The organism is Mesorhizobium sp. CA10 (assembly GCF_020165285.1).
GTDB lineage: Bacteria > Pseudomonadota > Alphaproteobacteria > Rhizobiales > Rhizobiaceae > Mesorhizobium.
Window position 1 is genome coordinate 108,656 of record NZ_JAIUHV010000009.1, and the last position, 23,303, is coordinate 131,958.

A 23,303-nucleotide genomic window follows, 5' to 3' on the forward strand; every position below is an offset into this window, starting at 1 on the left:
GGAATTGCGCAAAACAAAGAGATAGAGCGGTTCGCCGTTTCCGTGAAACGGTGACCCGCTCTAGCAGGGCAGAAGTTGCGCGGCGGTAGGAAAGAAACGGCGCCGCCAGCCGCGCCGTTTCCTTGAGGACCTTCCCGCTCAGAACACGTGGCGGAGGATCACGAACAGCACAAAGGCCAGCGCGATCGAGCAGGGCAGCGTGAGCACCCAGGCCAGCAGCAGGTTGCGCACGGTCGACCATTGCAGGCCGGAACCGTTGGCTGCCATGGTGCCGGCGACGCCGGACGACAGCACGTGCGTCGTCGACACCGGCAGGCCGAAACGGTCGGCCATGCCGATGGTGATCATCGCGACCAGCTCGGCGGCGGCGCCCTGACCATAAGTCAGGTGGCTCTTGCCGATCTTCTCGCCGACGGTGACGACGATGCGCTTCCAGCCGACCATGGTGCCGAGGCCGAGCGCCAGCGCCACGGCGATCTTCACCCAGAGCGGAATGAACTTCGTCGCGTTGTCGACCGCCTTGTGGTAGTCGGTCACCGCCTTGAGATCGGCGTCCTGCATCGGCAGCAGCTTCTTCTTGTCGATCAGCTTCAGCGCTTCGCCGATCAGGTAGATGTCGTTGCGCGCGTTGCTGACAAGGTCGGTCGGCACGTTATCGACCGAGGCGTAAGGCTGCAGCCCGGCGGTGGTGTTGTGGATATAGGTCTGCAGCGCGATCGTGGTCTGATCGTTCCAGCTCTTGCTGCGCACGGCCTCCTGCACGGCAGCCTTGGCAGCATTGGCATCGGCGACAGCAACGCCAGGCTTGAGGTACTTGCCCAGAGCCTGCTCGACAGACACCGAGGCCGCCTTGTAGGCGTCGAGATAGTTGATGTCGGGCGTGCGGTTGAGCGCGTAAGCTGTCGGCACCACGCCGATCAGGATAAGCATGATCAGCCCCATGCCCTTCTGGCCGTCATTGGAGCCGTGCGCGAAGCTGACGCCGGTGCAGGTGAAGATCAGCAGCGCGCGGATCCACCATGGCGGCGGCGCATTGCCCTTCGGCGCTTCATAGAGCGCCGGATTGCGCACCAGGAGCTTCATGGCATAGAGCAGGATGGCGGCGGCGAAGAAGCCGACGATCGGCGAGACCAGCAAGGTGATGCCGACATTGGTCGCCTGCCCCCAGTCGACGCCGCTGGTGGCGCTTCCGGCCGGGGCCATGAACTGGTTGGCGAGGCCGACGCCGATGATCGAGCCGACCATCGTATGCGAGCTCGAGGCCGGCAGGCCGAGGAACCAGGTGCCGAGGTTCCACAGGATGGCGGCGACCAGAAGGGCGAACACCATGGCGAAGCCGGATGACGAGCCGACCTGCAGGATGAGCTCGACCGGCAGCAGCGACAGGATGCCGAAGGCCACCGCGCCGCTCGAGGTCAGCACCCCGAGGAAATTGAAGACGCCCGACCACATGACGGCGAATTCGGCCGGCAGCGAGCGCGTGTAGATGACGGTGGCGACCGCGTTGGCGGTATCGTGGAAGCCGTTGACGAATTCGAAGCCCAGCGCGATCAGAAGCGCGATCCCAAGCAGGATCCAGGGCACCGTCTTGGCGATGGCCAGATCCTGGCTGAGCGCATAGCCGACATAGACGATGCCGACGAGCACCAGCACGCCGAAAGTCGGCAGGAACCATTTGGCACCGCCCGATTGATCCAGGGGATGATCCGGTCTCGGGATCCCCGCTTCACTCGAAACTACGTCCACCATTGTCCCACTCCTTTTGCATTGCAGCAAAGAACCGGGGAGGACGCTATGTCCCTAGGATGAAGCTGGTGTGACGCTGTTAACCGTTTGGTCACCACCACTACCAAGCCGTTTGGTCACCACCAAACCGTTGGTGACCTATCCGGCTATCTTCAGGAGCGAGGACACCAGAAGCTTGCGCTCGTCTTCTGAGAGCACGTCTGAATCGAACAGATTCATGCTGCGCATCCCTTCGATGGCGAGAAAGCAGACCAGTAGCGAGCCGAGGTCGTCCGTCTCCCCCTTCAGCCTTTCGAACAGCTGGCGCTTGAAGGCCTTGATCGGTGTCAGAAAATCGGGATCCTCCGCAATCGCCGAGAACATCCACGACGCCGATGGTTTCGGCCGCTCGCAGTCGTCGGCAGACAGCTTGATATAGGCTGAGAGGACGCTCTCGTGGCCGGCCTCGGTGGCGCGTGTTTCCAGCGCCTTCTGGAAGTCGTTGAGATAGCTTTCGACGAGCCCCTGCATCAGCTTGGCTTTGGTCGGAAAATTATAGAGCAGGCCGCCCTTCGACACGCCGGCGCGGCTTGCGACCGCCTCGAGCGACAGACTTCCCGGACCAGCCTCGCGCGCCACGTCGGCAGCGGCGGCAAGTATCTTTTCGCGCGAGTTCGCCCTGGGTACTCTCATCGCGCCTCCCCGTACATTAGCTTAGGCAGAATTGACAAGACCGTCCAGCCGGTACAGTAAAGCGCGCCGATTTGAAATCGGGACTTATCGTCGATATGTGCCCCGGCATCGATTGATTTGCCGGTTGCCGGCTCGAGGGGACCATCCGTGAAGCGCTTTTTCATCATCGCCGGATTTTTGCTGCTGCTTGCCTTGGTGTGCGTCGGCATCGTTGGTTTCAACTTCATGCGCGACGCCGGCATCAAGCAGTATTTCGCTACCATGAAGCCGCCGGCCGCGACGGTCTCGACAGTGACGGTCAAGCCTTCGGTATGGACCCCCGGCATCGAGGCCATCGGCACCGTCAACGCCGTGCGAGGCGTCGATCTCACCCTCGAGACGAGCGGCATCGTCAGGGACATCCTTTTCCACGCAAACCAGAAGGTTGCCGCCGACGCGGTGCTGGTGCAGCTCGACGATGCCGTCGAGAAAGCCGATCTGGTGGCGCAGAAGGCGCAGGCCGCCTCGGACCAGGCGGCGCTGACCCGCGCGATCGAATTGCAGCGGCGCGGCGTCGGCACCGACGCGACGCTTGACGCCGCGCGTGCTGCGGCGGACGCCTCGGCCGCGCAGGTCAACAAGCTGCAGGCAGTGCTCGACCAGAAGCAATTATCCGCGCCATTCGGCGGCACGGTCGGTATCCCGAAGATCGACATCGGCCAGTATCTGGCGCCAGGCAACGCGGTGGTGACGATCCAGGACCTGGACACGATGCGGGTCGACTTCACGGTACCCGAACAGCAGCTGCCGCTGCTTAAGATCGGCCAGACCATCAAGCTCGGCACCAATCTCGCCGATATGTCATTTGCCGGCTCCATTCGCGGCATCGACCCCAAGATCGATCCCGCCAGCCGGCTGGTCTCGATTCGCGGCGAGGTCGCCAATCCGGAAGGCAAGCTGACGCCTGGCCAGTTCGTCCAGATCCGTGTCGAGCTGCCGCAGGAAACCAATGTCATTTCCGTGCCGCAGACGGCGGTGACGACCAGCCTCTATGGCGATTATGTCTTCGTGGTCGAGCCGGCGAAGCCCGCAGCCGCTGCCGCGCCGGCGAAGCCGGATGAGCAGAAGGTTAGCGCCGATAAGGCGGCCGGCGATGCCGCCAAGCCGGCGGACGCCACCAAGCCAGCCGACAACGCCGCAAAGCCGGCGGACGCGAAGCCGGCCGACAAAGCGGCCGGCGACGCCGCCAAGCCGGCCGAGGCCGCGCAGCAGCCTGCGCTCACCATCTCGCAGGTCTTCGTCAAGCTCGGCCGCCGCAACAACGGCATGGTTGAGATCGTCGAGGGCCTCAAGGACGGCGACCAGGTCGTCACGGCCGGCCAGAACCGGCTCTTCAACGGCATGTCGGTTGCCGTCGACAACACCATCGATCCCAGCAAATCGGCGAACAAACAGGTTCAGCAATGAGCTTTTCCGACCTTTTCATCCGCCGGCCCGTGCTGTCGACGGTGCTGGCCTGCCTGATCCTGCTGCTCGGTTTCCAGGGCATCTTCGGCCTGTCGATCCGTCAATATCCTAAGGTTGACGAGACGGCGATCACCATCACCACGGCCTATCCCGGCGCCAGCGCCGACCTGATCCAGGGCTTCATATCGGCCCCGATCGCGCGCGCCGTCGCCTCGACCGAAAACATCGATTACGTCACCTCGTCCAGCCGTCCGTCCTCGAGCACGGTCACGGTGCAGATGAAGCTCGGCTCCAATCCGGACGTCGCGCTGGCAGAGGTGCTGTCCAAGGTCCAGGGCGTGCGCGGCACCTTGCCGGACGCCTCCAAGGATCCGGTCATCGTCAAGGGCACCGGCCAGCAGTTTGCGATGATGTACATCTCGATGCAGAACCCGAACATGACGAAGGAGCAGCTCACCGAATATATCGAGCGCGTCATCCGGCCTCGCATCTCGACCGTGGAAGGTGTCGCCGACGTCCAGATCTTCGGCGCCCAGGAATATTCCATGCGCGTCTGGATCGACCCGATCAGGCTTGCCGCCCGCGGCGCCACCGCCGTGGACGTGCTGACCGCGATCAACAACTCGAACTTCCTGTCGGCGCCCGGCAACACCGAGAACGAATATGTGGTCTCCTCGATCACCGTGCATTCGACCCTGCAGACGCCTGAGGCCTTCGCCCAGCTCCCGATACGCTCGACGGATGGCCAGGTAGTGCGCCTGCGCGACGTCGCGCATGTCGAGCTCGGCGCGAAAAACACCGACACCAGGGTGAGCTTCAACGGCAAGCCGGGAACCTTCCTGGCCATCTTCCCGACGCCTGCGGCCAACCCGCTGACGACCGCCGCCGCGGTCACCCGGCTCGTGCCGCAGATCCAGGAGACGCTGCCGAAAGGCATGACGATCGAGGTCGTCTACGACGCCACTGGCCAGATCAGCGCCTCGATCGAGGAAGTGTTCAAGACCATCGGCGAAGCCGTCGCCATCGTCATCGTGGTCATCCTCCTGTTCCTGGGCTCGTTCCGCTCGGTGATGATGCCGATCGTGACGATCCCGCTATCGCTGATCGGCGTCTGCTTCATCCTGTTTGCGGTCGGTTATTCGATCAACCTTCTGTCGCTGCTGGCCATGGTGCTGGCGATCGGCCTTGTCGTCGACGACGCCATCGTGGTGGTGGAGAACATCCATCGCCACATGGAGGAAGACGGCATGTCGCCGATGCAGGCGGCCTTCAACGGCATGCGCGAGATCGCGACGGCCATAGTCGCGATGACCATCACGCTGGCCGCCGTGTTCGCCCCGCTTGCCTTCACCGGCGGCCTGACCGGCGCGCTGTTCCGCGAATTCGCGGTGACGCTGGCCGGCTCGGTGGTGTTGTCGGGCGTGATCGCCATGACCATCACGCCGATGATGTCCGCTCGCCTGCTGAAGCCGGGCCAGCACGGCCGCTTCCAGCGGATCGTCGACGGAACCTTCAGCCGCGTCGAGCGCGTCTACGAACGGGCGGTCACCGCTTCGCTCAGGAACCGCCCGGTGACGCTGATCATCGTCGTCGCCCTCGTGGCGCTGACCGGCTTCATGTTCACCAAGACTTCGACTGAGCTGGCGCCGGAAGAAGATCAGGGTTTCCTGCTCTCGATCGTCACCGCGCCGCGCTATGCGACATCGGATTACACCGAGGCCTACGTCAATCAGATGCTTGGCCTGGTGAAGGACATTCCAGAGACCAGGGCGCAATTCTCCGCCGTCGCCTTCGGCGGCGCGACCAATGGCGCCTTCGTCGGCTTCGCCTTCAAGGACTGGGCAGAGCGCAAGCGCAGTTCGAAGGAGCTCCAGGCCGACATTCAGGGCCGCCTCGCCAAGGTCGCCGGCGTCGAAGCCTTCGTCTTCGCGCCGCCGACGCTGCCCGGCTCCGGCGGCGGCCTGCCGATTTCCATGGTGGTGCGCTCCACCGGAGCTCCCTCGGAGGTCTTCGAGCAGGCGGAGAAGATCAAGAGCAAGGCGCAGGCTTCCGGCCGCTTCATCGTCGTGCAGAACTCGATGTCTTACGATGCGCCGCAGGTGACCGTGACCATCGACCGCGAGCGCGCAGCAGCATTGAACCTGCCGATCGCGGATATCGGCAATACGCTGACGCTGCTTGTGGGCGGCTCCGAAGTGGCGCAGTTCGACCGCGACTCCAACAGCTACGACATCATCCCGCAGGTGCCGCAGGAATTCCGCGACAATCCCGACAAGCTCGGCGAGTATTTCGTGCGCAGTGTCGACGGCAAGATGGTGCCGCTGTCGGCGGTCGTGAAGATCTCGACCAATGCCTCGCCGGCGGCCATCGAGCAGTTCAACCAGCTGAACTCCTCAACGATCTCGGCCTTGCCTCTGCCTGGCGTGACCACCGGCGACGGGCTGAAGGTGCTGGAGGACCTCGCTAAGGAGACCCTGCCCGACACCTTCTTCGTCGACTATTCCGGCCAGTCGCGGCAGGAGAAGGAGCAGGGCAACACCATCCTGATCGCCTTCGCGGCGGCGGTGATCGTCATCTACCTGGTGCTGGCGGCCCAGTTCGAGAGCTTCCGCGATCCGCTTATCATCATGATGGCGGTGCCGCTGTCGATCTTCGGCGCGATCGTGCCGCTCAACATCGGCCTGGGGACGCTGAACATCTACACCCAGGTCGGCCTGATCACGCTGATCGGCCTGATTACCAAGCACGGCATTCTGCTGGTGGAATTTGCCAACCAGCAGCGTGAAATCCATGGCATGCGGCGCCGCGACGCCATCATCGCTTCGGCCAAGGTGCGCCTGCGGCCGATCCTGATGACCACGGCGGCCATGGCGCTCGGCGTCGTGCCGCTGATCGTCTCCAACGGCGCCGGTGCAGCCGCGCGCTATTCGATGGGCCTGGTCATCTTCACCGGCATCCTGGTCGGCACCATGTTCACGCTCTTCGTCGTGCCGATGTTCTACACCTTCATCGCCAGCAAGGACCTGCCGCATCTGGCCGAGAAGCCCGATCCGAATCTGATGCCGGCGCTGCCGAGCTGAGACGGCAACCGAAGCGAAAAACAAAAGAGGCCGGAATTTTCCGGCCTCTTTTTTTGGCGGCTGCCTCACAGCTTCGCGATCGGTGGAAGGCGGCAACCTGCCTGCTACTCTTACCCAGCCGGTTACTTGGCCAGGGCGTTACTTGACAATGATGATGCTGGTGTTGCCGGGGCCGAAGGCCTCGACCAATTGATAGAAATCGGCCGCCGCATCGGGATGCAGCCGCACGCAGCCATGGGAAGCGGGACGGCCGAGATGGCTGACGGCATAGGTGGCGTGGACGGCATAGCCGCCGCTGAAGAAGACCGAATGCGGCATCGGCGCGTTGTCGTATTTTTTCGAATACCACATCTCGTGCAAGCGGGTCGGCTTGAACGAGCCAGTCGGCGTGATGTGCCCTCTGCTGCCGGTCGAGACCTTCCAGATGTAGGTCGGGCGGCCATCGACCGTGACTTCCATGATCTGCTGCGACAGCGAAACCTTGGCGACGAGCTGGTTGGCGTGGGCGGCATTGCCGGCGCCGAACAGAAGCGCCGCGCCGGTGAGCGCGGCGGCGGTGATATGGATAAGCTTGGCCGAAATGGCGGTGTGCATGACGATCCCTCTGTTTTTTGCCGTTGTGTCCGGCTTCAATTTCGATGGGGCCTTATCGTGCTCGTCCGTTTCAGACCTATTTCGCTTAATACTCGTTTCTGTTTCGAATTCGTTTCTGCAAATTAACAGCGAGGCCGGTTGAGCAGTACCGCGGACCTTTGCGAGAGGTGGCGGTCAGGCGTCGCACAATCGGCTTCGGCCAGAAACGAAAGTTCATTTCATATGTATATGAAAGACTAGGACCCACTTTCGAAACCGATCTGCAACAAAATGCATCTGCGGCGGCATGATTTGGATACAGGCCGGCATCAAATTTGACGCAACGGGAACAGACATCCACAAACGAAAATGGGCAGGAAATCGAAACTCCGCTCCTGGTTTCTCAGGATCAGCGTCGCGGCGATCGTGCTCGGCGGCGCCGGCTCGGTAGCCGGCAAGCCGGCGACGACGCTGGCGGCGATGACTTCCGGCGAGGTTTCGACGCTGCACATGGCTCTGTTCATCGCCACGGTCTGGATTTTGTCCAGCCTGCGCGTCCACCGGCTGAAGGCCTTCTGGCGGGTCGGCCTCCGGTTGATGAGGACGCGCGGCCCCTCCGGCTACTTGCTGCCGAGAGGACCGAAGGCCCGCGCCGCAGCGGGGGGCTCCGTCAGCGGCGCGGGCGCTTCGGGAGTTTCCTGAAGCCCGATTTCGAGATCGAGGATTTGAAGAGATGAAGACGAAACTTGCCGCCTCGGTGCTTTCCGCGCTGCTTTACGCGCAGGGTTTGCTGGGCTTTGCCGCTCTTGCGACGGTATTGCTAAAGGATCGCGCCCAGGCCGGGATAACCGTCAGCGCGAACGTTCCAACTGGACCCTCGGTCTTCGTCGTGCGCTGAACGCCAGGCGTTGTCGGACCCAAATGATCACCGCTTTGGGGAATCCGATGCTCAAAAGCCTCACTGATCAAAGCTTACTCGTTGCGTGGAACCGGCGGATCGAAACGATAGCCGGCGCCCCTGATGGTGGTGATAGTCTCGGTGTCGAGCTTGCGGCGCAGCCGCACGATGCGCGAATCGATCGATCGGTCGAAAGCGTCGGCATTCTCCGCCGGCGCCGCGGCAATGATATCGTCGCGCGTCAGCACCTTGCGCGGGCTGGCCAGGAACAGCTTGAGCAGCGCCACCTGGCCCGGGGAAAGCTGCTCCTCCGCGCCCGAGCGATGCATCACCATGGCCGACCGCAGGTCGACGGTGGCGTTTTCCAGCACGATCAGCTCGCCGCCGGCCCTGCCGCGTCTCATCAGCAGGCCGCCGATGCGCGCGGCAAGCTCGCGCACGTTGAGCGGGCTTTCGATGACGTCGGCGGCACCCAGCTCGAGCGCCAGCACCTTGTCGACAAGGTCGCGCGGCCGGCAGATCAGGATGAAGTCGGGACCGCCCTCGCCACCCCCGCCCTGGCTGCTGTAACGCCTGAGCAGTTCGCGGCCCTCGGCCTGGGTGACGTCGTCGCCAACGACCACGACATCGATGCCGCCGGCCGAAAGCAGCGTCTCCGCCTCCCAAGGCTGGCGCGCCTGGCGCACATCGTGCCCGCGCCGTTCGAGATGGTCGGCGAGATTTTTGGCCACCACCTCGGCGACGGACACAAGCGCAATGACGGATCGTGCGGCCATTTTCTTCACCCCGCCACAGACAACTCGAGATGAGTGCTGGACATCATGTTTATACCCAATCTACTTTCTGCTGAAAGCGGGAGCGAGCGCGTCGTGAAGGCACGTATCATCGTCGTCGAGGACGAACCGGATCTGAGGGAGGCTGTGGCCGAATATCTCGGCGCCAGCGGCTATGACGTCGTCGCGGCCGAGAATGCGGCCGCCGCTCGCGCACTGTTCGAGGCGCAGTCCTTCCACCTCGCCATCCTCGACATCGCCATGCCCGGCGAGGACGGGCTGTCGCTCGGCCGCTGGCTGCGCTCGAAAACGCAGATCGGCGTCATCTATGCCACGGCCGCCGGCACCGCGCTCGACCGCATCGTCGGACTGGAGCTCGGCGCCGACGATTATATCGTCAAGCCGTACGAATTGCGCGAGGTGCTGGCGCGGGTGCGCAGCGTGCTGCGCCGCGTGCCGCAGCCAGCCGAGCCGCAGGCGGCGAAGGCCGAAACCGCAAATCGCCGTTTCGTGACTTTCGGCGGCTTCCAGGCCGATTTCGACGGCCGTCTGGTCATCGGCGCCAATGGCGCGGTGATCGAGATGGCCAAAAGCGAGTTCGACGTGCTCGAGGTTTTTCTCACCCGCGCCAACCGGCTTCTGACGCGAGCGGCGATTTCGGAAGCGATCGGCTTCGTCGAGGATCCGGAATCCTCGCGCGCGGTCGACATCCGCATCATGCGGTTGCGAAAGAAGATCGAGGCCGACCCCGCCAATCCGAAATTCCTGCGCACGGTGCGCGGCGAAGGCTATATCTTCTCGCTGCCGAGCGGCGACGCCAACTAGAGCATTCCGGGAATGGTATGAAACGGCTAGGCTCGGCGCCTTGGCCGTAGCCTTCCGTCCGGAATTGCGTCAAAACAAAGCGGTAGAGCGGTTCGCCGTTTCCGTGGAACGGAGGGACGCTCTGAACGACCGACGTCCGGGCCTTGGATGACCATGACTGCTGATGCAGCACGCACCGATACGAATGGCTCGCGTCCGGGCGGCGCCGCCATGGCGGCTGTCCATGTCGTGCGCCGCCTGCGCGAGGCAGGCGACTGGCAGCGCGAGATGGACGACATATTGGCGACGATGTGCCGCAAGATGGATTGCCAGCGCGGCATCCTTTTCCGCCTGCGTGAATTGCCGGGCGAAGGCTTCGCCCAGTCCGTCGCCGCTTATTGGATCGACCCTGACTTCGGCGGCGAGCTGGCCTCGCCCACGGTGATCATGCAGTCGATCATCAACTCGGACTCGCTGCTGGAGCAGTTGCAGGAGGACGAGCGGCAAGGCAAGATTTTCTCCGGCCACACGCGCGACCTCGAGGGTTTCCTGCGGGCCGATTTCGAGAAGCAGAACATCAAGTCGTTCCTGTCCGTCTCCGTGTTCGCGCATGGCCACCTTTGGGGCACGCTGGCCATCAATGACTGCATCGCTGAGCGCGAATGGACGGATGAGGAAGAAGCGACGCTGCACATCATCGCTTTGGCGATCGGCGACGCCATCGAGCGTTCGCCATCGGAAGCGCATGCCAGTGAAGTGATCCGCCGCACCATGCTGCAGGCCTCACTGGACGCCATCATCGTCATCGACGAGACGGGTTCGATCATCGAATTCAATCCGGCCGCCGAGAAGATGTTCGGCTTCCAGCGCAGCGCAATCCTCGGCAAGGACCTGCTCGATACCATCGTTCCGCTATACTACCGCAAAGGCTATGCCTCTGGCGCCGAATACATGGCTGGCCGCGGCGCGCCGATGGTCGGCCAGCGGCTGGAGACCGTCACGCAGAACGCTGCCGGCGAGATTTTCCCGATCGAGCTGACGGCGACCGAGATGCGGGTTGCCGACCGCCGCCTGATCTTCGGCTCGATCCGCGACTTGCGCGAAAAGCTGCAGGCCGAGGAAGAGATCAATCGTCAGCGCGAGAAGCTGCACCAGAACGAAAAGATGGCGGCGATGGGCTCGCTGCTTGCCGGCGTCTCGCATGAGCTCAACAACCCGCTTGCGGTGGTTGTGGCGCAGTCGACGCTGCTGCACGAATTCGCCGGCGATCCGCAGACCAAGGTCCGCGCCGAGAAAGTGCGCGCCGCCGCCGAGCGTTGCGGCCGCATCGTCAAGAGCTTCCTGTCGATGGTGCGCCTGCACCCGACCGAGCAGGCCGAGACCGATCTCAACCAGGTGGTGCGCTCGGCGCTCGAAGTCACCGCCTATGGCGCGCGCTCCAGCGGCATCATCATCGACACCGATTTCACCGGCGGGCCGCTGCTTGCCATGGCCGACGCCGACCACATCACGCAGGTCGCGGCAAACTTCCTCATCAACAGCCAGCATGCGCTTGCCGGCATCGCCGGCGAACGGCGCATCAAGGTGCGGACGTTCCGCAACGAGCACGGCAATCCGGGCTTCTCGGTCGAGGACAACGGCCCGGGCATCCCCGCGGCGATCCGCTCGCGCATCTTCGAATCCTATTTCACCACCAAGCCGGTCGGCGTCGGCACCGGCATCGGCCTGTCGATCTCGAAATCGATCGTCGAGCGCCACAAAGGCAACATCTGGTTCGAGGAGGTCGAGCCGCAAGGTGCGCGCTTCGTCGTGCAGTTGCCGGCGATCGCGGGCGGCAGCGCCGCGCCCGGCGAAGGTCCGGCGCGTTCAAGCGGGCTGCGCCACGCACTGGTGATCGACGACGAGCCGGACGTCGCCGGCTCGTTGTCCGACATACTCGAACTGATGGGCGTGAAGTCGCGCGTCGTGGCAAGCTGGACATCGGCGGCGGACGTGTTGAATGGCTACATGCCGCCGGACATCGTTTTTTCCGATCTGCGCATGCCGGGCATCAGCGGCATTGCGATCTACCGCGAACTGCTTGCTCAGCGGCCCGCGCTGGCGCAGCGCTTCGTGCTGGTCACCGGCGATCTGATCGGTGCCAAGGCGGAAATCGAAGCGCTGCCGCCGCAGCAGCGCCCGCACATCCTGGAAAAGCCATTCTCGACGCTCGACGTCCGCGGCATCCTCTCGACCATTGCCGACGAAGCCGCCGCCGACAACGGCGCCCACATCTAAAGCGGGCCGACTACGCGGCCGAGCTCTCATGAGCGCCGCCGCGGGGTCTGTTGAGATTCAGGTCAGGCCGAGCCGAGAAGGGTGGTTTCCGAGAACCGGAGCGGAGCGTACTTTCAGTACGTGAGCACCGGAAGCGCAGGAAGCTGCCCTTCGCAGGCCGGCCTCACCTGAATATCGACAGGCACCAAAAAAAGAGGCTCCCGACCGATTTCCACGGCGGGAGCCTGACTGGAGCGCAGGAGGGCGCGCTCAGGGGAGGTCTTAAAAAACGTTCGGCGTGTTGGTGAGCGGCGCGGCGTTGGCGATCATGCGCACCGCGCGCTCCCTGTGCTGGCCGGACTGCTCGGCGATGGCGCGCAGGCACTCAAGGCTCTCGGCGCCCCAGTTCTGACCCTTGCAGGCAAAGTCGATCGTGGATTCTGGCAGGCGAGCGGTCTTGAGCGTGGTCTGCGCGCCCTCGACGACATTGGCCGGCGGATTGATCGAGGCGAAAGCCGGCCCTGAGGCAGGCGCGGCCAGCATGGCGACAAAGGCGCAGGCGCCGATCAACATGAACATCGCCATCGGATGGTCGCTGGCGCGCTGCCGCAGCGCAAGCTTCGGCCGGCGGTCATTGCGTTCCGGGCCACTCAGGCGGCGATTGGCATCGGTGGTGCGAACTTTCGCAAACATCGGTTGCTCCCTTCGTTGTCTTTCTTTTTTGCTATGAAACGAACATAATCGCACCAGGTAACTGCCGGATGGTCGGCGATGATTGCCTGTGTAACAGGATTGAAACAGATGCCGGGCGCGCCAGCCTTCCCAATCCGAGGCAACCATTCGAGCGGCCATCGAAATGGTCGGCACAGATATGCGCCTGCCGCGCCGGCCCGACTGTAAACAGCCTCACACAGCAACGCCTGAATCGAGCGCTCCGCCGCTGTCTGCCGCACGCCTGTGGCTCGTCGAGCCAGGCCTTCTCCGAGACGGGTATCCGCCTTCTGAATTGCCGTTCCGCTTCCTCAATTAAGACCCGGATTTTCCGGGATTTTTCCAGCCCGGGCGGGGCCGGATTTGCCGCCATGGAATTTTTCCATTTCCGCAAGCCATTGCATTTCAATGAAAAATATGCTTATATTGAATGAGTATTCAACAAAAAGCAGAGCATATTCATGAACCCGCACCTCCGTGACGTGGCGATCCCCAACGATTGGGTCCGGCGGGGTTTGCCGGGGTGGAGCTACCATTCCAACGCCCTTCTCGAGCTCGAGAAGGAGTACGTCTTCCGCAACCACTGGCAGATTGCCGGCCACGTTTCCGACGTGCCCAATTCCGGCGACTATCTGACCATGGATGTCATCGGCGAGCGCGCACTGATCGTGCGCGGCAAGGACGGCGTCGTGCGCGCCTTCAACAACATGTGCCGCCACCGAGGCAGCCGCGTCGTCGCCGACAGCCAGGGCACCTGCAAGAACGCCCTGGTGTGCCCATTCCATGGCTGGGTCTACAATCTCGACGGCACGCTGCGCGGTGCTGCCCGTCCGGGCTCGTTCCCCGAGCTCGACAAGGCCGAGTTCGGCCTGATGCCGCTCGACCTCGAAATCTGGATGGGCTTCATTTTCATCCGCTTCCGCAAGGGCGGCCCGCAGCCTTCGGTGGCCGAGCTGCTGAAGCCGATCGAGGCCGAGATGGCGCATTACAATGTCGCCGACATGATCCCTTCCTGGGGTATCTGGACCCAGAATTCGCCGGTCAACTGGAAGTCGGTGCGCGACGTCGACAATGAAGGCTACCACGTCGCCATGGCGCATCCCGCGTTGCAGGACCTCTATGGCGCGACCTATTTTGACGAGCCCTTCATCAACGGCGTGTCGCGGTCCTTCGCCACCTACAATCCGCATGCCGGGCGGCGCTGGAGCGTTCGCGAGTACATCAAGCTCGCGCCCGAGGCCACGCATCTGCCGGAACATCTGCGCAAGGCCTGGATCTATTACGGCATCTTCCCCAACAACGCGCTGTCGATCATGCCGGAATCCGTCCAGTTCTATCAGGAGTTCCCGCTATCGACCGGCGAGACGCTGCTGCGCGGCGCCATCTACCGCTACAAGGACGAGACGCGCCAACAGGCGGCGGCCCGCTACCTCGCCTATCGCATCGACCGCGACACGATGAGCGAGGACGTGCAGCTCTCGGTGTGGTCGAACGAATCCATGCTGTCGGAAGCCTTCGAGGGCTTTTACCTCTCCGACCTCGAATACGGCGTGCGCACCCACCACGACCATCTGCGCAGGCAGATCCCGGTTCTGAACCTGGAGACGGCACCCGAGGAAAAGGACATGTGGGGATTGAACGACGCGCTGAGGTCGAGGGGATGAGCTCTCACCTTCTCCCCGTTCGACGGGGAGAAGGAAAAGGGCCGTCACCCCCGCCAGACCCCTTCCTTCCTTAAATCATCCATGGTGCGTGAAATACCTTCGCGCAGGATCGCCACCATGTCGTCGACCTGCTCGCGGCTGATGATCAGCGGCGGCGACATCACGCACATGTTGATCAGCGGCCGCACCAGAAGGCCGAGCTCGTGGCAATGCGCATCGATGCGTTTGCCCACATTCTTGTCGAGCTGCAGCGGATCCTTGCTGTCGCGGTCGGCGACGCATTCGACGCAAGCCATCAGCCCGATGCCACGCACCTCGCCGACCAGCGGCAACTCTTCCAGCGTCTTCAGTCGCGCCTGGAAATAGGCCGCGATCTCGCGCGCGTGGGCGAGCACGCCCTCTTCCAGAAGATCGAGATTCTTCAGCGCGACGGCGCAGCCGATCGGATGGCTGGTGTAGGTGAGCCCATGGCCGAACAGCGCATCGGGATGGTTGGAGCGGCGCAGCTCTTCGAGCAGGCGCTCGGAGATGATGACGCCGCCGAGCGGGAAATAGCCCGATGTGACGCCCTTGGCGAAGGTGATCATGTCCGGGTCGATGCCGAACACGTCGCCTGAGGCAAAGACATGGCCGAGCCGTCCGAAGCCGGTCACCACTTCGTCCGAGACATAGAGGATGTCGTTCTCGCGGCAGATCTCGCGGATGCGCTTCAGGTATCCGTCCGGCGGCACGATGACGCCTCCAGAAGCCTGTACCGGTTCGCCGACAAAAGCGCCGATGCGCTCCGCGCCGACGCGCGCGACGGTGTCGCGGAACTGGTCGACCAGGAAATCGATGAAGGCGGCGATGCTCATCTCCTTCGGCCGCCGGAACGGGTCGGGCGAGGACAATTTGACCACCAGATCGTCGGCGCCGTCCATCCAGTCGCGGTCACGCGGCCGGCCGTTGAGCGAGGCCGATAGATAGGTCGAGCCATGATAGGCGCCGCCGCGGCTGAGGATCAGCTTCTTCTCCGGCCGTCCGCGCACATTGTTGTAGAACTGCATGAAGCGCAGCGCCGTCTCCACCGCCGAAGAGCCGCCGGTGGTGAAGAAGGTGTGGCTGAGGTCGCCGGGCGCTGCGTCCGCGATGCGCCGGGCCAGTTCGGCCGACGGCGCGTTCATCGTATACCAAGGCGTGTTGTAGGAGAGCGCCATCGCCTGGTCGTACATGACCTTGGCCAGCTCCTCGCGGCGATGGCCGACATTGACGCACCACATGCCGGCTGGGCCGTCGATGAGGCGCTTGCCGGACCCGTCGGTGATGTAGATGCCGTCGCCCTCGCCGATCAGCGCGCGCGCCTCGTTGCCGACCGAGCCGGCATAGGGCCAGGGCTGCAAGAGATGGCGCTTGGCGAGCTCGACCGCGTCGTCATCGCCGGCATCGATGAGTTCGCTTGCCTTGATCTTGCTTTGAGCCGCCATTTTCGCCTCGCATTGCCAGGTTTTTGAGTTTCCACCGGATATCAAATTGTGCGGAAAACCATGGAAATTCAGCTTTTCATCACTTCATTTTGAATATCCGTTCAATCAATATCGCAGAAATAGCGCTTGATTTCAATCGGCGGATGCGCTCATGATGAAAGAAAGCCGGCAAGCCAGGGAGCGATCGCGCTCCAAGCATAATTCGGGAACAGGCAGCCGGCGCCACGAATGGGAAGGCGCATGGCGGGACAGTCCGAGCCAGCTACCGAAATCACGCCCGGAGCGTTGCAATGACGGTTGCCGCGGAAGGGTCGCCCCCGTTGCGCATGGCGGGATCGAGACGACGTCCCCTTCTGCAATCGGAAGCCATCCAGGGCTTTGCCCTGATCAGTCCCACCTTCGTCTATGCCCTCATTCTCCTCGTCCTGCCGATCCTGGTGGTCATCGCCCATTCTTTCTGGACGCAGAACTATCTCACCATCGATCACACATTCACGTTGGAGAATTACCGGATCGCGCTGACCGAGCCGATCTACCGCGACCTGCTCTGGCGCTCGCTCTACATCTCGCTGACCGTCAGCCTGCTCACCGTGGCACTGGCCTATCCGATCGCCTATTTCATTTCCTTCCATGGCGGCCGCCACAAGAGCCTGTGGCTGTTCCTCATCACCATCCCGTTCTGGACCAGCTACCTGCTGCGCGTGATGTCGTGGAAGGTGATCCTCGGCTATAATGGCGTGCTCAACTCCGGCCTGATGGGCCTCGGCATCATCGACGAGCCGTCGACGGCGCTGCTCTATAATTCCACCGCCGTCATCATCACGCTGACCCATGCCTGGGCGACCTTCGCGATCCTGCCGATCTTCGTTTCGCTGGAGAAGGTCGACCGGACCCTGGTCGAAGCGGCGACCGACCTCGGCGACGGGCCGCTGCGCTCCTTCCTGCGCGTCACCCTGCCGCTGTCGGCGCCCGGCATCATCTCGGCGGCGCTGATCGTCATGATCCCGACCGTCGGCGACTACGTCACGCCGAAGCTCGTCGGCGGCAAGGACGGCGTCATGATCGCCAACGCCATCCAGGCGCAATTCGGCAAGGCGTCGAACTGGCCGCTGGGTGCAGCACTTTCCGTCACCACGATGATCATCGTCTCGCTGATGGCCGGCGCCACTGTGCTGGTCTTCCGCGCCCTGCAGAGGCTGGCACGATGACGGCGATCAGACGTTACCTGCCCGGCTGGCTGTCGAGCTATGCCGTCCTCTATCTGCTGTTCCTTTACCTGCCGGTGGTGTTCCTGCCGATCTTCTCGGTCAACGCGGCGGCGACGCCCAAATTCCCGCTCTCGGGCGTCACGCTGCACTGGTACGAAGACCTGCCGCGCACGCCGGCGCTGATCGACGCCACCTGGAACAGCATCATCGTCGGCATCTCCGCCTCGATCCTGTCGACGGTGCTGGGCATCCTCGCCGCCCGCTCGATCACCCGCTACCGTTACCCCGGCCGCCGCGCCATCAACGGGCTGATCATGGCGCCGCTGGTGCTGCCGGAGGTGATCGTCGCCATCTCGATGCTGCTGGTCATGCTGCAGTTGGGCTTGAGCCTGTCGCTGTTCACGGTGGTGCTTGGCCATGTGCTGGTCTGCATTCCCTATTCGATGACCGTGCTGACCTCCGGTTTCGAGGGTTTCGATCGCAGCCTCGAGGAGGCCTCGGCCGATCTCGGCGAGAGCGCGTTCGGCACCTTCCGGCGCGTGACGTTGCCGATGGTCGCGCCGGCGATCATCTCCAGCCTGCTCGTCTGCTTCACCATCTCGCTCGACGAATTCATCATCGCCTTCTTCCTCACCGGCACCGAGGCGACGCTGCCGATCTACATCTGGGGCCAGTTGCGGTTTGCGGCCAAGCTTCCCGGCGTGCTGGCGCTCGGCACCTTGCTGCTCTTCGCGTCCTTCCTGTTGATGACGATTGCCGAAATCCTGCGCCGCCGCGCGGCGAGACGCACCCAGAACGAGGGAGGCCTCTATGCTTGAGCGGGTCCAGTCCGAGCGCACCCAAACCGATCGCACCATGATCGAGATCCGCGACGTTACCCGCAGCTACGGATCGTTCAAGGCGCTGGACAATGCCTCGCTGGCGATCAGGGAGGGCGAGTTCTTCTCGCTGCTCGGGCCTTCCGGCTGCGGCAAGACCACGCTTTTGCGCATGATCGCCGGTTTCGACACGCCGACCAGCGGCTCCATCGCCGTCGACGGCCAGCCGATGGACGGCATTCCCGCCAACCGCCGGCCGACCAATATGGTCTTCCAGAGCTATGCGATCTTCCCGCATCTCAATGTCGAGCAGAATGTCGCCTATGGGCTCAAGCGGCTGAAGCTCGGCGCCGACGAGGAGAAACGCCGCGTCGAGGAAGCGCTGACGCAGGTCTCGCTCACCGGCCTCGGCAAGCGCCGCGCCACCGAGCTTTCCGGCGGCCAGCGCCAACGCGTGGCTTTGGCCCGCGCGCTGGTCATGCGGCCCAAGGTGCTGCTGCTCGACGAGCCGCTTTCGGCGCTCGACAAGAAGCTGCGCGAGCAGATGCAGGTCGAATTGCGCCGCCTGCAGCAGGCCGTCGGCATAACCTTCGTTCTGGTCACGCACGACCAGTACGAAGCCTTGGCGATGTCGGACCGCATCGCGGTGATGTTCGGCGGCCGCATCGCACAGGTCGCTTCGCCGAAGGAAATCTACCAGCGCCCGGTCAACCGCCAGGTCGCCGACTTCCTCGGCGGCATGAATTTCGTCAAGGCCGAGATCGTCGAGGAGAACGGCGCTTCGCTGGTGCTCGACACGCTGGGCTTCGGCCGCGTCAGGACCGACAAGCCAAGGGCTTTCGTGCGCAATGGCGGCGCCGCGACGCTCGGCATCCGGCCCGAACGCCTGCGTGTTTTGTGGGACAATGCGTCAGCAAAATTCGAGGTCGCCGGCAAGGTCGTCGAGCGCCACTATTTCGGTGAGATCACGCATCTGATCGTCGAGATACCGGGACTGGAAAAGCCGCTTTCGGTGACCGAGACCAACGATTTCGGCGCCGACGACATTCCGGTCGGCGCGCCGATCCGCCTCGCCTACGACCCCGAGGCGCTGGTGGCGATGGCGGACTGAATCTTTGCAGCAGCGATGCGTCCCGCCACGATCGCACCCTCGACATAGCCCGGAAATGACGGCGACAGTTCCGAACATGCGAAATGGACCAGCGGCGCGCCGGCAAGGATCACGCGCTCGGCATACCGCGCGGTGACATCGGTGATGAGGTCGCTATAGGCGCCGCCGCTCCAGCGGTCATGCGTCCAGTCGCGCGAGCTGAAATCGACGACGTCGGCGGCCCGCGGGCCGAGCGCCTGGACAAGCCTCGCGATGATTTCCGCACGCAACGCCGCCTCGCCGAGCGGATGCCAGCGCAGCGCCAGCGGCCCGCCGACGAAGACGACAAGCGCGGCATGGTCGGCATCCATGCTGGCGTCGCAGGCAAACAGCCCCGGCTGGTCGCGCCACATGACCATGCCGCACAGGTCGCGCTCGCGCCAAAAAGGCATTGCGTAACGCACCAGGATCTTGATCACCGCGCCGCTTTCCCAGACACCGAGCGCGCTCGCCAGCTCAGTCGGCAAACGCGGCGCGAAATCGAGCTTCGCGGCCGTCGCCGGCGGCAAGGCGACCAGCGCTGCGCCCGCTTCGACAACGCCACCGGTCGAGACGACGCGAATGCCTTGCCGCCCGCGCTCGATCCGCGTTGCGGCTTCTCCCAGCCGCAGGCGGTTGCCGAGATCTGCTGCCAGATCATCGGCCAGCGACTGCATCGTCTCGCGCAGGAAATACTGCAGCTCGAACACTTCGTTGGTGATGCGGTGATCATTGTCGATCAGGTACCACAACGGCACCTGGTCCAGCGGCAGGCACCACAGGCCCTCGATCATCGAACGGAAGGCTGCCTTGGCGTCGGCCGTGTCCGCCTGGCGCTCGAGCCATGTCGCCACGGTCAACCCGGCGATCGACGGATCGTCCGGCTCGATCCCGTTCATGCGCTCGCGGATTGCCATCGCGACATGATAGGTCCGCTCCGCCCGCGCCGGCGTCATCGACGGGTAGGTGATGAATTCGCCCTCGACATAGGTCTCGACGAAGCTCTTGCCGTAGGCCCTCGCCAGCGCCATCACTTCGGGCATGTCCACGCACAAGAACTGGCCGCCGCTGTCGACCAATTCGCCGAGCCCATTGCGCACAGCCTCTACCCTGCCGCCGACGCGGTAGCGCGCCTCGAGCACAAGGAAATCGATGCCGGCGCGCTTCAATTCGAGCGCGGCGGACAGGCCGGTGAAGCCGGCGCCGACGATGACGACGTCGGTCCTTTCGATGACGCTGCTCAATAGCCGGCCTTGATCTTCTCGAACTCGGCGATCATCTTGAGCTTGAGCTCCGAGGGCAGCGGCTGCTGGAACAGCGTCTTGTCGACCCATTTTTCCACGTTGTCGTAGCCCTTTTCCTTCAGGACCGCCGGATCGACGCCGGCCATGCCCTTGGCATTGGCCTGGCCATAGCCCCAATCCTTGACCAGCACCTTGGCGACTTCCGGATCGTTGACGGCGTTGAGGTAGTCATAGGCTTTGTCGACGTTGCCGGGCGCGTCCTTGAACAGCACGTAGCCGCAGACCCAGGTCGAGATGCCCTCGTCGGTGTCCTTCTTGGATTTGATCGGCACGCCGGCCTTGACCGACTGCACGGTCGCATCGTTCCAGGCCCAGGCGAGGTCGACCTCGCCGCCAGAAAGCAGCTGCACGATGTCGGTGGTGTCGGTCCAGTAGGAGCGCACATTCTTGTGCACCTGGCGCAGGAAATCGGATGCCTGCTTGAACTGGTCGTCCGTCATCTTGGTCCAGTCCTTGAGCCCGATGGCGAGGCTGGCCAGCGCGTAGGCGTCGTCGACATTGTCGCCGATCGAAACCCTGCCCTTGTATTTCGGATCGGCGAACGCCTTCAGCGACTGCACGTCCTTTGCGGCGATCTTGTCGGAATTGTAGGTGAGTTGGGTATTGCCCCAGTCCCACGGCATGAACCAGGCCTTGCCGTCGGACGTCGTGGCAAGGTCCTTCATCGCCATGATGCCGGGGTTGAGATCCTTCCAGCCTGCGATCTTGGAGGTGTCGAGCGGCTGCAGCAGCCCCGCCTCGCGCCACTTCACCACGCTCTGCGAGCACGGGTGACCGAGATCGGACTTGAAGCCGGAGCGGATTTTTTCGAACGCCTCGTCCTCGTCGCCGAAGAAGGCGAAGGTCGGCGAATCGCCGTTCTTCTCGACATACTTGCCGTGGAAGCTCGGATCCTCATAGCCGGACCAGTCGAAGACGATCAGATCCTTGTCGGCGGCGACCGCGAACGCCGCCGCCGAAGCGGCGAGCACGCTCCCAAGCGCCAGGGTCAATGTCAGGCGTCGGCTGAGTTTCTTCATGCTGTTCCATCCTCTTTTGGTTTGCCGATCTTGTTGGCAGGCTGTTGCTAACCCCGGCTTTTGCTAACCCCATCTTTTGCTAGCCAAAGTGTTTCGGGAAGGCGGCGGCCAAAAACGCATTCGCCGCCTGCAATGCGGTCTCTCGCGTGGTGTCCTCAGTCCCCATCATCAGCCGCAGCCACAAGCCCTCGAGCATGGCGCTGAGCGCCAGCGCTATGACCTGCGGGTCATAGGTGTAGTTGCCGCTCAATTTGAGCGTCGTGCAGAGATCGATGAAGACCTGCTGGTAATAGGCGTCGCGCGAACTGCTCAGCGCCTGGTAGGTCGGCCGCGACTTGGCTTCGCCCCAGAAGGCGAGCCATGCGGCAAGTTTGCGCTTGTTGCAGATCGAGCGGTCGAAATCGGCCCATACCAGATGCTGCAGCTGTCTCGCCGGATCGTCGCCCGCCTTCTGCAGGGAAGTGCGCCAATGCGCCGAATATTCGTCATACATGTGCTGCAGCGTGGCGATCAGCAGCTTTTCCTTGCTCTCGAAATGGAAGTTGACGATGCCGCGCGACAGGCCCGCGCCGTCGGCCACGTCCGCCATCGTCGTTTCGGCATAGCCGCGCTTGGCCAGGGAATCGATCGTCGCCTCGATCAGCTGCAGCCGCCGGACCTCTTTCGAGGCCTTGCGGCCACGCTTTTCGGCATCGCCTTTCCGCGCCGTTTCGGGGAGAGCATCGCTCGCCTCTGCAGTCTTCATGGGTGTGACGGTCTCCAGCATTGCCGGCTATCCGACCGGCTTCCAACCGCGCAGATGAGTGGGGCGGTGCTCGCCACTGTCAAGCACCTTCTGCATCGCCTCCCAGGTCTTGATGTTCTTGTCGACATAGGCCGCGCCGACCGCTGCCGCGGCCCGCGCGTAGAGCGGTCCCTTGAGCCGCGAAAGCTCTTCGCGCGCGACCTCGCGGTACCATGGATTGCGGTCGCGGACCGTAATGTCGGTAAAGCCGGCGCGCCGCATCGCCTCGGCATAGCGCGCCGGTGAGGCCATGGCGAAGGAGAGCCCTTCGGCTGCGATATAGGCCTTCATCTGAGGCGACGGCTCGCCGTCATGCGAAATCATCCAGTTCGACGCGGCAAACACTCCGCCGGGCTTCAGCACGCGAAAGATCTCGGCGAACAGGGAGTCCTTGTCCGGCACATGCAGCAGCGCGTCCTTGGAGAAGACGACGTCGAAGGAAGCGTTCGTGAAAGGAAGCGGTCCCGGCGGGGGCTGGACAAAGCTGACACGGTCCTCGAGGCCCTTCCTGATCACCCCTCGCCTCGCCGTCTCGATCACCGGCTTTTCGACGTCGAAGCCGGTGGCTCGAGCCGCGCCGTGCGTTGCCGTCAGATGCAGCGTGATGCCGCCGGCGCCGCAACCGATATCGAGGATCGTTTTGCCCTTGAGGGAGAGGCCTTCGACGACGTGGTCGACCTCGTCCGGACCGCCCGGCGACAAGTAACCTTCGCCCCACAGCACTTCGAGGAAGCGGATGGCGGTGTCGTCATATTCCGGCTCGGCGTCGGCCGTCTCGATCATCGGATCCTCAACCTCAAATGCCGATGTGGATCAGTCCAGAATGCTGCCAAAGCCTAGCGCATCAACAGGAAAACGCAACACCATTTGTTGAACATTCATTCAATATGGCTGGACAAAAAACTGTGGTCCGTGCCAAATTCGGGCAATCGGGAACAAGACGCACGGAGCAATT

Annotated in this window: 21 protein-coding genes; 11 read left to right on the forward strand and 10 right to left on the reverse strand. The window is 63.4% G+C overall.

The genetic code is table 11. The annotated features are described in order from the left end of the window. Window positions 1–138 precede the first annotated feature (138 nt). Both LB535_RS19495 and LB535_RS19500 read right to left on the reverse strand, forming a co-directional pair. Window positions 139–1,749, reverse strand: coding sequence for an inorganic phosphate transporter (locus tag LB535_RS19495; protein WP_224609343.1), 1,611 nt, complete (start codon window positions 1,747–1,749; stop codon window positions 139–141). Between the two features lie 135 nt (window positions 1,750–1,884). After that, a complete protein-coding gene (locus tag LB535_RS19500) occupies window positions 1,885–2,418 on the reverse strand; it encodes a TetR/AcrR family transcriptional regulator (protein WP_095767408.1) in 534 nt (177 codons plus the stop codon). A gap of 147 nt (window positions 2,419–2,565) precedes the next feature. On the opposite strand from LB535_RS19500, the gene LB535_RS19505 reads away from it, so the two are divergent. Both LB535_RS19505 and LB535_RS19510 read left to right on the forward strand, forming a co-directional pair. After that, a complete protein-coding gene (locus LB535_RS19505) occupies window positions 2,566–3,864 on the forward strand; it encodes an efflux RND transporter periplasmic adaptor subunit (RefSeq protein ID WP_224633355.1) in 1,299 nt (432 codons plus the stop codon). Further along, complete coding sequence (locus LB535_RS19510; RefSeq protein WP_224633356.1) at window positions 3,861–6,944, forward strand: efflux RND transporter permease subunit; 3,084 nt, start codon at window positions 3,861–3,863, stop codon at window positions 6,942–6,944. The genes LB535_RS19505 and LB535_RS19510 overlap by 4 nt, the downstream gene beginning before the upstream one ends. Window positions 6,945–7,082: 138 nt before the next feature. On the opposite strand, the gene LB535_RS19515 is transcribed toward LB535_RS19510, so the two are convergent. Beyond that, the gene (locus LB535_RS19515; protein ID WP_224633357.1) at window positions 7,083–7,538 is read right to left on the reverse strand and encodes a L,D-transpeptidase; all 456 of its coding nucleotides are present in this window, start codon (window positions 7,536–7,538) and stop codon (window positions 7,083–7,085) included. Between the two features lie 348 nt (window positions 7,539–7,886). Here LB535_RS19515 and LB535_RS19520 point away from each other — a divergent pair, with 348 nt between their 5' ends. Then, entirely contained in the window at window positions 7,887–8,219 is a 333-nt protein-coding gene (locus tag LB535_RS19520) for a hypothetical protein (protein WP_140842958.1), read from the forward strand. 31 nt (window positions 8,220–8,250) lie between these two features. Continuing rightward, entirely contained in the window at window positions 8,251–8,415 is a 165-nt protein-coding gene (locus LB535_RS19525) for a hypothetical protein (RefSeq protein WP_224633358.1), read from the forward strand. Window positions 8,416–8,489: 74 nt separating this feature from the next. Here LB535_RS19525 and LB535_RS19530 read toward each other — a convergent pair whose 3' ends face one another. After that, window positions 8,490–9,191: a response regulator transcription factor gene (locus LB535_RS19530; protein ID WP_140692892.1), complete on the reverse strand. Its 702-nt coding sequence runs from the start codon at window positions 9,189–9,191 to the stop codon at window positions 8,490–8,492. A 93-nt stretch (window positions 9,192–9,284) separates the two neighbouring features. On the opposite strand from LB535_RS19530, the gene LB535_RS19535 reads away from it, so the two are divergent. After that, window positions 9,285–10,013: a response regulator gene (locus tag LB535_RS19535; RefSeq protein WP_224633359.1), complete on the forward strand. Its 729-nt coding sequence runs from the start codon at window positions 9,285–9,287 to the stop codon at window positions 10,011–10,013. 153 nt (window positions 10,014–10,166) lie between these two features. Continuing rightward, window positions 10,167–12,269 (forward strand): ATP-binding protein, encoded by a 2,103-nt coding sequence (locus LB535_RS19540; RefSeq protein ID WP_224602333.1) that lies wholly within the window; start codon window positions 10,167–10,169, stop codon window positions 12,267–12,269. A gap of 261 nt (window positions 12,270–12,530) precedes the next feature. Here LB535_RS19540 and LB535_RS19545 read toward each other — a convergent pair whose 3' ends face one another. Continuing rightward, window positions 12,531–12,941 carry a hypothetical protein gene (locus tag LB535_RS19545; protein ID WP_224633360.1) on the reverse strand — a complete coding sequence of 137 codons (411 nt, stop codon included), beginning with the start codon at window positions 12,939–12,941 and terminating at the stop codon, window positions 12,531–12,533. 68 nt (window positions 12,942–13,009) lie between these two features. Here LB535_RS19545 and LB535_RS19550 point away from each other — a divergent pair, with 68 nt between their 5' ends. Both LB535_RS19550 and LB535_RS19555 read left to right on the forward strand, forming a co-directional pair. Next, window positions 13,010–13,393, forward strand: a complete 384-nt coding sequence (locus LB535_RS19550) for a hypothetical protein (protein ID WP_224633361.1) — start codon at window positions 13,010–13,012, stop codon at window positions 13,391–13,393. Between the two features lie 27 nt (window positions 13,394–13,420). After that, a complete protein-coding gene (locus LB535_RS19555) occupies window positions 13,421–14,623 on the forward strand; it encodes an aromatic ring-hydroxylating oxygenase subunit alpha (RefSeq protein ID WP_224633362.1) in 1,203 nt (400 codons plus the stop codon). Window positions 14,624–14,667: 44 nt separating this feature from the next. Here the strand turns inward: LB535_RS19555 and LB535_RS19560 are convergent, their stop codons facing one another. Beyond that, window positions 14,668–16,086 (reverse strand): aminotransferase, encoded by a 1,419-nt coding sequence (locus tag LB535_RS19560; protein ID WP_224633363.1) that lies wholly within the window; start codon window positions 16,084–16,086, stop codon window positions 14,668–14,670. Between the two features lie 290 nt (window positions 16,087–16,376). Here LB535_RS19560 and LB535_RS19565 point away from each other — a divergent pair, with 290 nt between their 5' ends. The 3 genes from LB535_RS19565 to LB535_RS19575 are packed head-to-tail and all read left to right on the forward strand — an operon-like array spanning window position 16,377 to window position 19,223. After that, window positions 16,377–17,294, forward strand: a complete 918-nt coding sequence (locus tag LB535_RS19565) for an ABC transporter permease (RefSeq protein WP_224633364.1) — start codon at window positions 16,377–16,379, stop codon at window positions 17,292–17,294. Beyond that, window positions 17,291–18,112 carry an ABC transporter permease gene (locus LB535_RS19570; protein WP_224633365.1) on the forward strand — a complete coding sequence of 274 codons (822 nt, stop codon included), beginning with the start codon at window positions 17,291–17,293 and terminating at the stop codon, window positions 18,110–18,112. Before LB535_RS19565 ends, LB535_RS19570 begins: the two co-directional genes overlap by 4 nt. Window positions 18,113–18,149: 37 nt before the next feature. Then, window positions 18,150–19,223 (forward strand): ABC transporter ATP-binding protein, encoded by a 1,074-nt coding sequence (locus tag LB535_RS19575; RefSeq protein ID WP_224633436.1) that lies wholly within the window; start codon window positions 18,150–18,152, stop codon window positions 19,221–19,223. On the opposite strand, the gene LB535_RS19580 is transcribed toward LB535_RS19575, so the two are convergent. The 4 genes from LB535_RS19580 to LB535_RS19595 all read right to left on the reverse strand — a co-directional run bounded on the left by LB535_RS19580 (window position 19,187) and on the right by LB535_RS19595 (window position 23,131). Then, window positions 19,187–20,485, reverse strand: coding sequence for a flavin monoamine oxidase family protein (locus LB535_RS19580; RefSeq protein ID WP_224633366.1), 1,299 nt, complete (start codon window positions 20,483–20,485; stop codon window positions 19,187–19,189). The genes LB535_RS19575 and LB535_RS19580 overlap by 37 nt on opposite strands. Next, a complete protein-coding gene (locus LB535_RS19585) occupies window positions 20,482–21,564 on the reverse strand; it encodes an ABC transporter substrate-binding protein (RefSeq protein ID WP_224633367.1) in 1,083 nt (360 codons plus the stop codon). Before LB535_RS19585 ends, LB535_RS19580 begins: the two co-directional genes overlap by 4 nt. A gap of 79 nt (window positions 21,565–21,643) precedes the next feature. After that, complete coding sequence (betI, locus tag LB535_RS19590) at window positions 21,644–22,330, reverse strand: transcriptional regulator BetI (protein WP_224633368.1); 687 nt, start codon at window positions 22,328–22,330, stop codon at window positions 21,644–21,646. A 6-nt stretch (window positions 22,331–22,336) separates the two neighbouring features. Then, window positions 22,337–23,131 (reverse strand): class I SAM-dependent methyltransferase, encoded by a 795-nt coding sequence (locus LB535_RS19595; protein ID WP_224633369.1) that lies wholly within the window; start codon window positions 23,129–23,131, stop codon window positions 22,337–22,339. Between the last annotated feature and the right edge of the window lie 172 nt (window positions 23,132–23,303).

What these genes read in the sequence shown, in the direction of transcription:
- LB535_RS19495 (WP_224609343.1), bottom strand. Translation starts at nt 1,749, where the DNA reads ATGGTGGACGTAGTTTCGAGTGAAGCGGGGATCCCGAGACCGGATCAT.
- LB535_RS19500 (WP_095767408.1), bottom strand. Translation starts at nt 2,418, where the DNA reads ATGAGAGTACCCAGGGCGAACTCGCGCGAAAAGATACTTGCCGCCGCT.
- LB535_RS19510 (WP_224633356.1), top strand. Translation starts at nt 3,861, where the DNA reads ATGAGCTTTTCCGACCTTTTCATCCGCCGGCCCGTGCTGTCGACGGTG.
- LB535_RS19515 (WP_224633357.1), bottom strand. Translation starts at nt 7,538, where the DNA reads ATGCACACCGCCATTTCGGCCAAGCTTATCCATATCACCGCCGCCGCG.
- LB535_RS19520 (WP_140842958.1), top strand. Translation starts at nt 7,887, where the DNA reads ATGGGCAGGAAATCGAAACTCCGCTCCTGGTTTCTCAGGATCAGCGTC.
- LB535_RS19525 (WP_224633358.1), top strand. Translation starts at nt 8,251, where the DNA reads ATGAAGACGAAACTTGCCGCCTCGGTGCTTTCCGCGCTGCTTTACGCG.
- LB535_RS19530 (WP_140692892.1), bottom strand. Translation starts at nt 9,191, where the DNA reads ATGGCCGCACGATCCGTCATTGCGCTTGTGTCCGTCGCCGAGGTGGTG.
- LB535_RS19540 (WP_224602333.1), top strand. Translation starts at nt 10,167, where the DNA reads ATGACTGCTGATGCAGCACGCACCGATACGAATGGCTCGCGTCCGGGC.
- LB535_RS19545 (WP_224633360.1), bottom strand. Translation starts at nt 12,941, where the DNA reads ATGTTTGCGAAAGTTCGCACCACCGATGCCAATCGCCGCCTGAGTGGC.
- LB535_RS19550 (WP_224633361.1), top strand. Translation starts at nt 13,010, where the DNA reads ATGGTCGGCGATGATTGCCTGTGTAACAGGATTGAAACAGATGCCGGG.
- LB535_RS19555 (WP_224633362.1), top strand. Translation starts at nt 13,421, where the DNA reads ATGAACCCGCACCTCCGTGACGTGGCGATCCCCAACGATTGGGTCCGG.
- LB535_RS19560 (WP_224633363.1), bottom strand. Translation starts at nt 16,086, where the DNA reads ATGGCGGCTCAAAGCAAGATCAAGGCAAGCGAACTCATCGATGCCGGC.
- LB535_RS19565 (WP_224633364.1), top strand. Translation starts at nt 16,377, where the DNA reads ATGACGGTTGCCGCGGAAGGGTCGCCCCCGTTGCGCATGGCGGGATCG.
- LB535_RS19570 (WP_224633365.1), top strand. Translation starts at nt 17,291, where the DNA reads ATGACGGCGATCAGACGTTACCTGCCCGGCTGGCTGTCGAGCTATGCC.
- LB535_RS19575 (WP_224633436.1), top strand. Translation starts at nt 18,150, where the DNA reads ATGATCGAGATCCGCGACGTTACCCGCAGCTACGGATCGTTCAAGGCG.
- LB535_RS19585 (WP_224633367.1), bottom strand. Translation starts at nt 21,564, where the DNA reads ATGAAGAAACTCAGCCGACGCCTGACATTGACCCTGGCGCTTGGGAGC.
- betI (WP_224633368.1), bottom strand. Translation starts at nt 22,330, where the DNA reads ATGCTGGAGACCGTCACACCCATGAAGACTGCAGAGGCGAGCGATGCT.
- LB535_RS19595 (WP_224633369.1), bottom strand. Translation starts at nt 23,131, where the DNA reads ATGATCGAGACGGCCGACGCCGAGCCGGAATATGACGACACCGCCATC.